This is a genomic window from Neptunomonas sp. XY-337 (genome assembly GCF_004959845.1).
Taxonomy (GTDB): domain Bacteria; phylum Pseudomonadota; class Gammaproteobacteria; order Pseudomonadales; family Balneatricaceae; genus Neptunomonas; species Neptunomonas marina.
Window position 1 is genome coordinate 271,688 of record NZ_SPLL01000004.1, and the last position, 13,176, is coordinate 284,863.

Genomic DNA, 13,176 nt, shown 5'->3' on the forward strand with positions numbered 1-13,176 from the left:
CAACTTGGTGATATACCTTAATGAGCAAACTTAACCCACGCCAACGCGAAGCGGTACACTACATCAGTGGCCCACTCCTCGTCCTTGCCGGAGCAGGTTCAGGTAAAACCAGTGTTATCACACGCAAGATCGCGTACTTGGTGGAAACCTGCGGCATAGAAGCGCGCCATATCGCCGCAGTTACCTTTACAAATAAAGCGGCCCGGGAGATGAAAGAGCGTGTTACACAGCTACTACCCGGTAAAACCAAGGGCTTAACTGTCTCCACATTTCATAACCTTGGCATGAACATTATTCGCCGCGAGCATAAGCAACTCGGGCTCAAGGCGGGGTTTTCGATCTTCGACGATCAGGACAGCCGCACCCTCATCAAAGACCTTTTGCTGCACAATGACGAAGATAGCGAGCATGTCGATTACGTGCGTAACATGATCTCTAACTGGAAAAACGAGATGATGTTGCCCGCTCAAGCGGAGGCCAGCGCCGTAGGCCCGCAAGAGATCCTCGCCGCACGTGCCTACGAGGCGTATAACACTCACCTCAAGGCTTACAACGCGGTCGACTTTGATGATCTCATCTGGACGCCGGTACGCCTTTTTGAGGATCATCCAGACGTGTTAGAGCGCTGGCAGCGCCGCATTCGCTATCTACTGGTGGACGAATATCAAGACACCAACCTCAGCCAATACAAGCTGGTGCGCCAACTCGTTGGGCACCGCGGCGCACTCACCGTAGTAGGGGATGATGACCAATCGATCTACGCGTGGCGTGGCGCCCGACCAGAGAACCTTGAGCAGCTACAGGTCGATTTTCCTAGCCTCAAGGTGGTCAAGCTAGAGCAGAATTACCGCTCCACCAGCCGGATCCTTAAAGCCGCCAACACCCTGATCGCAAACAACCCGCACGTGTTTGATAAAACGCTCTGGAGTGAGATGGGCCTTGGCGATGCGCTACGGGTTGTCCATACCCGAAATGAAGATGCTGAGTGTGAGCGGGTTGCCACCGAAATCCTCGATCTGCACCTGCGCAACCATATCCCATTTAAAGACTTTGCAGTGCTCTATCGCGGCAACCATCAGGCCCGCTTGTTAGAGGTCAAACTGCAGTCGTATCAAGTGCCCTATAAACTCTCCGGGGGCACATCGTTCTTCTCGCGCGCCGAGATCAAAGACCTCATGGGTTACCTCAAAGTGTTGGTCAACCGGGACGATGACAACGCATTCCTGCGCATCATCAACTTGCCAAGGCGGGAGATAGGCCCCACCACGCTGCAAAAGCTGGGTGAATATGCATCAGAGCGCGATGTGAGCTTATTCGACGCCTGTGAAGAGATGGGGCTTGAGCAACATCTCTCGAAGAGTGCCGTTGAAAAGCTACGTCGCTTCACCCACTGGCTGCACCAAAAATATCGCCAATGCTACGAAGATGATCCGATTCAGGCGATCAAAGAGCTGATCCAAGATATCGACTATGAAGGGTGGCTGTTCCAAAACGCTTCCAGCGAATCGGTGGCGGAGAAGCGTATGCAGAACGTCTACTTTTTGGTCGACTCATTACGTAACACCTTAGAACGTCTGCAAGAGGATGATCCAGAAGCGGGTATTGAGGAGGCGATTGCTCGCTTAATTTTGCTCGATCTCATGGATCGCCAAGAGGAGGAGGACGACTCCAACCGCGTGCAACTCATGACCCTGCACGCCTCGAAAGGACTGGAGTTTCCCCATGTCTATCTCATGGGCATGGAGGAGGAGCTACTGCCGCACCGCAACAGCATCGAGAACGGCGATATTGAGGAGGAGCGCCGTCTCGCGTACGTAGGTATTACGCGAGCCAAGAAAACCCTTACCATGACGCTTGCGCGCCAACGTAAGCAGTTTGGAGAACTGATCGACTGCACCCCGAGCCGCTTCTTAGACGAGCTTCCCCCAGAGGATCTAGAAACGGAAGGCCACGGCGAGAAAAACGAGCGGGTGAATCAAGCACGTGGCCGCGCAACACTGAATAGCTTACGCAATATGTTTGACGACCTGTAAGCTTGCACATGCGGCACGCAACTGCACGCTGCACCGGTGAAAAAGATACAAAAAAGGCGCTCTAATCAGAGCGCCTTTTGCATACTAAAGGGCAACTTACAGCGATTTCGAAAGCTCGTTCAGCTCACGCATAACCACGGTAAAGGTTGCGCTGTCGGAGGCGGTTGCAGAGCGCAGCTCGGTCAGCATACTCTCCCAACGCTCGAGACCCGCTTCCTTCTGGCCTAACCACTCCTCGGCGCGTGCCAGACCGCTCTGCTCGCTTTGTGAAGCCAACACCGAACGCGTTAGCGCCTGCTGCTGGTTATTAAGGTCTTCGTTAAACCCTTCACGAGCCAGTAGCTGCCAGTGGTTCTCTGGCTCAATCGCACGGATCTGCTCACTCACCCAATCCAACTGTAAGCGCTCACCCAACACGAAGAACACTTCAGCTGTCTGAATCAGTGACTCCTCTTGCTCCATCGCAACTTCACTGATCGCTAGCGCAGCGTAGAGACGCTCAGCACACGCGATACGCGAAGCAAGCTCAGCAGGGATGCCCTCATCGATAAGGCTCTGCTGTTGGCCCAGCCATGCCGTTTTGATCTCGCCTGTCAGCAGATCAGAGATAGATTCGCGAATCTGTGTTACCGCAGGCTTAAAGCGATCGATCACCTCTTGCACCGAGAAGCAGCCACGGCTGCACACGTTGCGCAGGAACCAGTAGCTCGCACGGCGCATCAAGCGCAGTAGATCCACCAGCATACGATTTTGCTGCTCAGCCGGTACGATGTTGTCTAGCGCTTCAATTTCAGCCCAGATTTCACGCAGCTGGAACACATCACGTGCCACCAGATACGCCACCGCAACCTGATCCGCTGACTGGCCCGCAGTCTCCATCATACGGTTTGTGAAGGTGATCCCCATGTGGTTGACCATCGCGTTAGCCACCTGCGTCGCGATAATCTCGCGCTTGAGCTGGTGATCTTCAACCGCGGCAGGGAAACGCTCCACAAGTTGCTCAGGGAAGGCCTCGGCAATCTCTTTGCGTACATACGGATCGTCAGTGATCCACGCGTGCGTCAACACCTCTTTCAGCTCCGCCTTGGTGTAGGAGATCAAGACAGATAACTCAGGACGTGTCAGGCTCTGGCCACGCTGTAAACGCTCTTGCAGAGCATCATCTTCAGGCAAAAACTCAAGCGCACGATCCAAACGGCCTTCATCTTCAAGGCGGTTCATCAGGCGCACATATTCGTCCTGAGACTTCTTCGCGTGCTCATGCGCCAAGCTCAGGGCGCGGGCTTGACGGTCGTTACTCTTGAGTACTTGCTCTGCAACGGTGTCCGTCATATCGCGCAGTAAGATGTTACGCTGCTTAACGGTTAGGTCACCTTCAGCCACGCGCTCGTTGAGCAGAATTTTGATGTTGACCTCGTGGTCGGAGCAGTCCACACCACCGGCATTATCGATAAAGTCGGTATTACATTTGCCGCCGTGCTGGCTGTACTCGATCCGTCCGAGCTGAGTCAGACCCAAGTTACCGCCCTCGCCAACGACTTTACAGCGCAGCTCGCTACCATTAATACGCAGCGCGTCGGTCGCTTTGTCGCCCACGTCCGCATGGCTTTCGTGGCTGGCTTTCACGTAAGTACCGATACCACCGTTCCAGAACAGATCCACTGGCGCTTTCAACAACGCAGTAATCAGCTCGTTTGGCGATAGTTTATCGGCTTTGATATCAAACGCTTTTTTCATCTCAGGTGTGATATCAATCGACTTCGCAGCTCGTGAGAAGACACCACCACCGGCAGAGATCAGCGACTTATCGTAGTCTTCCCATGTTGAGCGTGGCAGCTCGAACATGCGTTGACGTTCGACAAAGCTCTTCGCCTCATCTGGCGTTGGGTCGATAAAGATATGCATATGGTTGAAGGCTGCGACCAGACGAATCTTATCCGATAACAACATACCGTTACCGAATACGTCACCAGCCATGTCACCCACACCCACCACGGTAAATGGATCAGCTTGGGTGTTGATGCCCATTTCGCGGAAGTGCAGTTTCACCGACTCCCAAGCACCACGTGCGGTAATACCCATACCTTTGTGGTCGTAGCCTTGCGAACCCCCAGAGGCAAACGCATCACCCAGCCAGAAGCCATATTCATCGGCAATCTCGTTAGCGATATCAGAGAACGTTGCCGTGCCCTTATCCGCTGCCACCACCATGTATGGATCGTCTTCGTCATGGCGCACAACGTTTTCTGGCGGCACCACTTCACCACCTTGCAAGTTATCAGCCAGATCCAGTAGACCGCGGATAAAGGTTTTGTAGCTTGCAATGCCTTCTGCCATAAAGGCATCTCGACCACCTTCGGTTGGCAGGCATTTCGCAACGAAGCCACCTTTTGCGCCAACTGGCACGATAACGGCGTTCTTCACCTGCTGCGCTTTTACCAAGCCCAGCACTTCGGTGCGGTAATCTTCGAGTCGGTCAGACCAGCGCAGACCACCACGAGCCACTTTGCCACCACGTAGGTGCACACCTTCAATACGAGAGGAGTACACAAAAATTTCGAACATAGGGCGCGGGCGCGGAATCTCTGCAATCGCGTGTGGGTTCAGCTTGAAAGAAACATAAGACTTCGGCTCGCCTGCACTGTTCACTTGGAAGAAGTTCGTGCGCAGCGTAGCTTTCATCAGTTCCAGATAACGGCGAATAATTTTATCTTCGTTAAGATTATCCACTTTATCGAGCGCATCCAAAATCGAGCTCTCGATTCGACCCATAACCGCTTGCAGCTTGGTACGCCCTTGGCGACCAGGCTCAAAACGCGCCCGGAACAACGCCACCAGCAAACGCGTCACCTGTACATGGCGCGCAAGCGTCTCGGCAATGTAGGCCTGACTAAAACCAAAGCGCAACTGCTGGTTGTAACGCGCGTATGCACGCAGCATAACCACTTCACGCCAGCTAAGGCCTGCACTCAGCACGAGGCGGTTGAACTCATCGTTATCAGCTTCGTTAGACCAAATTTTGGCGAACGCTTGCTGGAAGATCTCTTTCACTTCATCCAGATCAAGCGGCTCATCACCAGCACCGGCATGGGAGAGCGAGAAGTCATGAATCCAGAACACCGAACCATCCGTGCGACGAATCGTATACGGGTGCTCACCAACCACACGCAAGCCAAGGTTCTCAAGCACAGGAATGACGTCCGACAGCACCAGTGGCACTTCCGCCGTAAAGAGTTTAAAGCGCAGGACCGTTTGGCTCTGTTCGAGCAAGCGGTAGAAGCTCATGGTTAACGGGGAGTCTGCTAGCGCTTCCATCTTGCCGATGTCATGCACAGCATGTAGCGCGGTGAAGTGCTCGCGGTACGCAGCAGGGAAGGCTTCACGGTAGTGGTTACCACGGATCGTACCGAGCTCTTCACCGTAGCCTTCGATCAAGGCAGCCGATAAATCATCATTCCAAGAGCGCGACAGCTCCTGTACATCCGCTTCAACCTGCTCAAGATCAGGTGCTTCTTGGCCCGGTTTTACACGCACAACAAAGTGCGTACGCGCCATCACCGACTCGCTAAACCAGTTGGTAAACTCGATATCTTCTGCGTTAAACACATCACCTAACAGGTGCTGTACGTTTAAACGTAGTGCGGTTGTAAACAGGTCACGCGGAACGTAGTAGAGGCAGGTATAGAACTGGCCGCTCTTATCCTCACGCACCACTAGACATGCACGGCGGCGTTCTTGCAGGTAGAACACCTTCATCGCCATACCGTACAGCTCATCGTCTGTAGCGAGCAGCAGCTCATCGCGAGGCAGATCGTTAAGAACCTGCGTTAGCGATTTACCCGCATGGCCATGGCGATCAAAGCCAGAGCGGGCCAGTACGCGCTCAACTTTGCTGCGAATCAGTGGGATACGCTGTGGGCGCTCGGTATAAACAGGCGACGTATACAAACCTAGGAAGCGCGTGGCACCAACACACTCACCCGCATCATTAAAGCGGCCAACCACAATCAGGTTTAGGTACGCCAAACGGTGCACTCGGGAGCGCTCGTTGTGGCGCGTGATGGTCAACGCATCACATACCGGTGTGAACTCAGTGAGATTGATCAAGCCACTGGCAGTCAGCTGGCCTAGTTCACTCTCGCCAACAACGGTAACTTCACCATCAGCGAAAGTGACCTCATCGCTAGCTAAGAAGGTGAAATGATCATCCATCAACCAAGTAACAAAAGAGCTGTACTCAGGGTGACCTATCTCGTTGAGATAGTCAGCACACGCACCTGCGCGCGTTTTCATTGCCGGGAAGTCACGTACTGAGACAGATACTGCATTCATTGCAGCCGTTAGTTCACCATGCAGGCGCTTCAGTAAGTCGGCTTCCGTATGACGATCCACTTCCAGATACACAATGGATTCAGGCGATCCCGCTTCGCTTTGCAGCGAGGTCAGGTTTTCACCATCACGCTCAGCTTTGATCACAACATTATGGACCACGTGGATACCGATACCTTGGCGGTTCAGCTCCATACGTACAGAGTCAACAATGAAAGGGGAGTCCACCGACAAGATCTGAATCACGGTGTGGTTACTATGCCAACCATGCTGCTCGAGATCGGGGTTAAATACCTGAATTTTGGACTGCTGACAGGCAAATTGTTGAATAAAGGTCCATGTAGAGAGGGTCGCGCCATATAACGCTTCGACTGGGCGCTGAGCTATCTCATCTTCTGGTGCTAGGGATAATAAAAGATCGGCAAACCCAGAAACACCCGCCGCTTGTTCGTCACCAAGGCGGCGTTTAAACGTATCCCTTAGCTTGCTCAGCACTTTATTCTTATTCTTACCGGCTATCTCGCTGTCCATCTGGCTGTACTCCGCTTTTCGCATTTGACATTAGAGTTTTGACTATCGGTTTAGCTGCGCTATCTGGCTTAAAAACAGCAATTTCCAACTCTGAGTATAGTGGGAGTTGGGAAAAAAGCGGTGAAACAACAGGGCCGACCTGATAGCGCTTAATACCTGACTAAAATACTAAGAATTGCACCATTCCAGTGCAGATGATACTTTAGTCGACTTAACGAAAGATTTCCGCAAATAATTACACCAGTGGCGCAATTTCTATAGTTTGTGGCGCAAAACGACAGGCGTTTTACCGGTGGATTCCGCCTTACTATGGTTTATTTTCTTGCGTGTACCGTTTCGTGTAGTTCTTGCAGTCTTTTCACGACAGAATAATTGATACTGCGCTGTGGGAAGGTGCCATCTTTCTTGCGCACACCAGCTTTCTTCTGCATCAACACCTCTAGGCACTCATCAACTGTTGCGACGGCATAGATATTAAAATCACCCGCAGCTACCGCCTCGACAACCTCTTTTTTAAGCATCAGATTACGCGCGTTTGCTTGCGGGATGATGACCCCCTGATGGCCCGTTAAGCCGCGTGTTTGGCACAGTTTAAAAAAGCCCTCGATCTTCTCGTTTACGCCGCCGATAGCCTGCACTTCGCCATACTGGTTGATGGAACCGGTGATCGCATAACTTTGCTGGATCGGGATATGGGTGAGTGCGGAGATCAACGTACAGATCTCTGCCAATGAAGCGCTATCGCCATCCACATAGCCGTAAGATTGCTCCAGCGCGATACTCGCCGCCAATGTGAGTGGGAAAGTTTGCGCGTATTGATGGCCTAAAAAGCCAGAGAGGATCAACACACCCTTGGAGTGAATCGATTGTCCCAGTTGCACCTCACGCTCGATATCAACGATACCGCTACTCCCGGGGTGCACCGTTGCGGTAATACGAGCGGGTGTACCAAACGCCACATCACCCACCTGTAGCACCGTTAAGCCGTTGCATTTACCCACCGCTTCGCCAGCGGTGTCGATCAACACCGTCTCGTTCAGAATGCCCTCTAGGATCTTCTGTGATAAACGCCCCGTGCGTTTCTCTTTCGCCTCCAGCGCCAGCTCAACATGCTTGGCGTTGATCAGCTCATCATTGGCGTGAATGCGCTTGTAGTCCGCTTCACAAAGCAGATCCACCAGCTCACCGATATGAGTCGATAGCTGGGTTTGATCACCCGCCAGACGCGAGCTTTGCTCCACGAGACGCGCCACCGCGCCCCGCGTTAGAGGCGCTAGACCCTCTTCGCTGGCAAGGGTTTTCATTAAGCGTGCATAGGAGCGAATGGTAGCAGGGGAGCGCTCGACCTCTTCATCGAAGTCGACCACCACGCGGAACATCTTCTCAAAGTCCTGATCAAGCTCTTGCAGCAGGTAATAGGTGTTGCGGCCACCAATCAGCACCACTTTGACGCTCAACGCAATCGGCGAAGGGCTTAAGGTAATGGTACTGATGCCCGAAAACTCGCTCATGGGGTTCTCGATGCGAACTTCATGCGCTTTCAACGCACGTTTGAGCGCCCCGTAAACAAACGGCTGCTCTAAAAGCTTTTCTGCTTCAAGAACGAGATAACCGCCATTAGCTTTGTGTAGCGCACCGGGGCGAATCATCCGATAGTTGGTGACCATCGCGCCCATATCACTGTTGTACTCCACCCGACCAAATAAGTTCTCGTAGCTTGGGTGTGCCTCGAACACCACCGGCGCGCCTTTGGTCTTGCTGTTGTCCACAAAGAGGTTCACACCAAACGCTTCAGCAAGGTTTAGCTTCTCATCCTCTAACAGCTCAGCGCTGTTTTTAACGATATGACTTTCAAGCTCGTTGAAGTACTCAGGCAAGCCCGCAACATTTTTGTACTTCTCTTTGACCGCTTGAATCAGCGGAGATGCGGTTTGCCGCGCGGTATCTCGATCCAGCACTTTCAGCCGTTCTGCCGCTTCTCGACGCCACTGGGGCATACCCGTCAGCGACTCATTGAGAAAGTCCTCAAGCTCGGAGATATTTTTTTGAAACGCATCGCGAATCTCCTCCGGCAACTGAGAAAACACCGCCTCATCCATCGCTTGCCCATCAGCAACCGGCGTAAAACCAACTGCCCCCGCATCACGGTAGAGGGCGATGCTATGCTCGCGCGCACGCTTTTCAACGCCGTCAATCGCTTGATCATAGTGGCGGTTGAAATCACGCTCGATGCGGCTCTTTTTACGCTGATAAGAGGGGTTTTCAAATGCTGCTGGAAGCTCGGTTTTTATCGTCTCCATTAGCCGCTTATGATCGCGCCGTAACTGTTCTGCCTTACCTGCTTGGAGCTTAATAGCGAGCGGATAACGGGAGTCCGTCAAATTATTGAGATAACACCAATCGCTGGGTTTCTTCTCTTTCTTAGCCACGCCTTTGAGGTTCTCCATGGCAAAAGAGAAACGGCCTGTGTGCGGGTTGCCCATTACAAACAGGTTGTAGCCGGGGCGGCGCATTCCAACGCCAAAGCCTATCGCTTCAAGCGCGCGCTCTTGGCCAAAAAAGCCGCTGTAGTTTTCCAACGTTTCCGTTGTATGGAAGGGGAGGGAGTCGGTCTCGCAGACCTTATAAAGCGCATCAACGGGAAGTGCCTTGTTGTTATCCATGACAGAGTCCTGAGCCGCGTGAGGTTATAAAATATATAACCCTCCCGTGCGCCGGATGCAAGGCGAGTTGTTGTTAATGCGCTTGATTATTCAATAACTTAAAGTACAAAAAGCTACAGATCGGCGCGCAATTGCTGCAATACCGGCCCAGTATCAGGACGTTTACCACGCCAGACAAAAAACGCCTCTGCCGCTTGCTCAACCAACATGCCTAAACCATCAATCTGGCGTGCCGCACCTTGGCTCTGCGCCCACTGGTTAAAGACGGTAGGTTTAGCGCTATACATCATGTCGTAGCACACCGTGTGAGCCACGACGAGACCTGCCGGTAGCGGAGGCATTTCACCCTGCAAGCTAGCCGCCGTCCCATTAATGATCACGTCAAACTCGCCGGTAATATCCGCAAACCCACAAGCGCTGATCGCGCCTTGCTGAGCAAAAAGCGTAGCTAGCGCTTCTGCTTTTTCCACCGTGCGGTTTGCCACCACGACCTGCAATGGCTGCTGCGCTAGCAGCGGCCCAAGAATACCGCGCACCGCACCACCGGCACCCAAGACAAGCACTCGCTTGCCTTGCAATTGCACATGGTGATTCGATACAAGGTCGGTTACGAGTCCGACGCCATCCGTGTTATCACCGCAGATTTCGCCATGCTCGTTGAGCAGTAAGGTATTCACCGCACCGGCCATCTCAGCCCGTTCACTGCGCTGCACCGTTAATTCCCACGCTTGCTCTTTAAATGGCACCGTGACATTGGCACCTAAGCCCGCCGAAAAAAACGTTGCAACGCTAGCGGCAAACCCATCTAGCGGCGCGCAGATCGCCTCATAGCTCAGTGTTTCACCGGTTTGCTGGGCAAACATCTGATGGATCAACGGCGATTTCGAATGCCCAATCGGGTTCCCAAAGACAGCGTAGCGATCCATTAAGCGTCCTCCAGCCAGTTCTGTGGCTTGAGGTAGATGTCGTATAGCTGCGCCTCTTCCGAGCCGGCTTCGGGCTGCCAGTCATAGCTCCAGCGCACCTCAGGTGGCAACGACATTAGGATCGATTCCGTACGCCCGCCCGATTGCAAACCAAAGAGCGTGCCTCGGTCGAAGACCAGATTGAACTCGACGTAGCGGCCACGACGATGCAGCTGGAAGTCACGCTGACGCTCGCCGAAGGCCATATCTTTGCGGCGCTCAACAATTGGGGCATAGGCTGGCACATACGCATCACCCACCGAGCGCATAAACGCAAAGCTCTGCTCAAAGCCCAATTCGTTAAGATCATCAAAGAAGAGGCCACCCACACCCCGAGGCTCATCACGGTGCTTGAGATAGAAATAGTCATCACACCACTGCTTATAGCGCGGATAAACCTCTTCACCGAAGGGATCGCACGCCTGCTTGGCGGTTTGATGCCAATGGCGGCAGTCATCTGGATTACCGTAGTAGGGCGTTAGGTCAAAGCCGCCGCCAAACCACCATACCGGCTCAGCGCCTTCCTTTTCAGCGTAAAAGAATCGTACATTCGCATGAGATGTGGGCACATATGGGTTTTTTGGATGCATCACCAGTGACACACCCATCGCGATAAAACTGCGGCCAGCTAACTCAGGGCGGTGCGCGGTTGCCGATGCAGGTAGCGAATCACCATGCACGTGCGAAAAGTTCACACCGCCTTTTTCAAACACGGCTCCATCGCTAATGACACGCGTTCTGCCTCCGCCACCTTGAGGGCGCTCCCACGCATCTTCAACAAAAGTTTGTTCGCCATCCAGCTGCTCTAACGCATGGCAAATCCGATCTTGAAGATCCAGCAAATACGCTTTTACAGCATCAACGTTTGGTGCGGACATAACAGAAACTCCGTGTTTAACTAAAAATTATCAGCAAAAGTCACTTAGGACTCACGAACCAAACCACCCGAGGTCAAATCACGAATCTCGGTTGGCTTTTGCTGCCCTCCAAGCTCACCAGGCACGATAAATAAGGACGTTGAGGCGAAGTAACGACTCACTTCACCCTGTGTTCTGGCAGGTTGCTCACCGGCAGGGTTTGCTGATGTAGAAACGATAGGGTGGCCATACGCTTGGCAGATCAATTTCACCGAAGAGTGAGCACTTACTCTTACTGCAACACCTGAATTATCGCCTTTTATCCATTGAGGAATTTGATTCTTAGGGTCTGGCAAAATCCATGTGTAAGGGCCTGGCCAAGTGGCAAGCACGGTTTCACGCTGCTGTACGCTTAACTCATCAAGTAAAAAGGCTACCTGCTCAACTGAGCCGGCTGCCAAAATCACGCCTTTTTCAACCGGACGGTTTTTAAGATCCAGTAACTTTTGCACGGCTTGTTCATTAAAAGGATCACACCCCACACCCCAAACGGCTTCCGTAGGGTAGGCGATCACCTCGCCATTGCGTAGCGCTTGCGCAGCATCTTGGTAAATTAATTCAGACATGGGCACCGCTCTTAAAATAAAGCCTGAACGCTACCGGTTTCTACCTGCTTATGCAACTTAGCGAATGCGGCGATAGCCGCCTTCTGCAGCCTCCACCCAGCCCGCTAATTCAAGCTGCATCAAATGTTGCTGCAACTGACCAACGTCCCACCCTAGCGCAATCTGAAGCTGCTCAAGGTAGGTGGTCGCATATTCGATCTGTTCGAGCAAGGCCGCTTGCTGATCATCCTCGGGTAACACGGTGGCCTCTGCCAAGGCGTCCGGTTCTTGATAGCTAGCAAGCATAGCAGGCAGTTCAGCCAGAATATCTGTCACCGACTCAGTGAGCGTGGCGCCTTCTCGGATAAGCTGATGGCAGCCACGGCTGCCCGGCGCATCAATAGGACCGGGAATCGCAAAAACCTCCCGCCCCTCTTCAAGCGCCAGTCGAGCGGTAATCAGGGAACCACTCTTTATCGCCGCCTCAACCACAAGCACTCCCGTAGCAAGGCCTGTAATAATGCGATTACGGCGTGGAAAGTGCGCGGCTAGTGGCCCTTTGTCGGGCAATAGTTCCGTGACTAACGCTCCGCCATTATCGAGGATATCTTGGGCCAAACGTTTGTGGCGCGCCGGATAGCAGCGGTTTGGCCCCGTCCCCATCACGGCAACCGTTGGTTTGCTAAGATCCACAGCCGCTTGATGCGCCGCACCATCAATGCCCAGTGCCAGCCCGCTACTCACAACAAAACCACCGGCACACAGCGCTTTGCCAAATTGATACGCATGGCGCAAACCCGCCGCTGACGCTTTGCGACTACCGACAATCGCCACTGAGGGCAGATGCAGCGCATCGACACTCCCTTTAACAAACAGAAAAGCTGGCGCCTGTGGGCTACTGTGCAACAGCGCTGGATAATCAGCATCACCGGCAAAGATTAGCTGGGTACCGCTACTTTCAAGGTATTGCTCAATGCGCTTCACTTCATCGTAAATCGCACCTTGGCGCGTGTTATAGCGGTTCAGCGCATCAGTTTGCGCCGTCGACAGATTAGGAGAGGAGGGGTCACTATCAGAAGCGAGTAACCGCTGGGGCGTCCAGCCGCCATCGTGCAGTTTTTTGAGAGTCGCAGGTCCGACCCCCGGCAGCAAGCTGATAGCGATCCAGTCCATTGGATCGCTCATAGAATTCG

General features: G+C 53.1%; 7 protein-coding genes. 1 reads left to right on the top strand and 6 read right to left on the bottom strand.

All coding sequences use genetic code 11. The annotated features are described in order from the left end of the window. The first annotated feature begins 20 nt into the window (after positions 1 to 20). Positions 21 to 2,033, top strand: a complete 2,013-nt coding sequence (gene rep / locus E4L36_RS11280; RefSeq protein WP_136680697.1) for a DNA helicase Rep — start codon at positions 21 to 23, stop codon at positions 2,031 to 2,033. A gap of 96 nt (positions 2,034 to 2,129) precedes the next feature. Here rep and E4L36_RS11285 read toward each other — a convergent pair whose 3' ends face one another. The 6 genes from E4L36_RS11285 to dprA all read right to left on the bottom strand — a co-directional run bounded on the left by E4L36_RS11285 (position 2,130) and on the right by dprA (position 13,168). Beyond that, on the bottom strand, positions 2,130 to 6,893 hold the full coding sequence (locus E4L36_RS11285; protein WP_136680698.1) for an NAD-glutamate dehydrogenase: 4,764 nt from the start codon (positions 6,891 to 6,893) through the stop codon (positions 2,130 to 2,132). A 314-nt stretch (positions 6,894 to 7,207) separates the two neighbouring features. Next, positions 7,208 to 9,556, bottom strand: coding sequence for an ATP-binding protein (locus E4L36_RS11290; RefSeq protein WP_127693569.1), 2,349 nt, complete (start codon positions 9,554 to 9,556; stop codon positions 7,208 to 7,210). A gap of 113 nt (positions 9,557 to 9,669) precedes the next feature. Further along, positions 9,670 to 10,482: a shikimate dehydrogenase gene (gene aroE, locus E4L36_RS11295; protein WP_136680699.1), complete on the bottom strand. Its 813-nt coding sequence runs from the start codon at positions 10,480 to 10,482 to the stop codon at positions 9,670 to 9,672. Then, the gene (hemF, locus tag E4L36_RS11300; protein ID WP_136680700.1) at positions 10,482 to 11,399 is read right to left on the bottom strand and encodes an oxygen-dependent coproporphyrinogen oxidase; all 918 of its coding nucleotides are present in this window, start codon (positions 11,397 to 11,399) and stop codon (positions 10,482 to 10,484) included. Before hemF ends, aroE begins: the two co-directional genes overlap by 1 nt. 44 nt (positions 11,400 to 11,443) lie before the next feature. Continuing rightward, positions 11,444 to 12,004, bottom strand: a complete 561-nt coding sequence (locus E4L36_RS11305) for a Sua5/YciO/YrdC/YwlC family protein (RefSeq protein ID WP_136680701.1) — start codon at positions 12,002 to 12,004, stop codon at positions 11,444 to 11,446. A gap of 57 nt (positions 12,005 to 12,061) precedes the next feature. Continuing rightward, positions 12,062 to 13,168 (bottom strand): DNA-processing protein DprA, encoded by a 1,107-nt coding sequence (gene dprA, locus E4L36_RS11310; RefSeq protein ID WP_136680702.1) that lies wholly within the window; start codon positions 13,166 to 13,168, stop codon positions 12,062 to 12,064. Positions 13,169 to 13,176 lie beyond the last annotated feature (8 nt).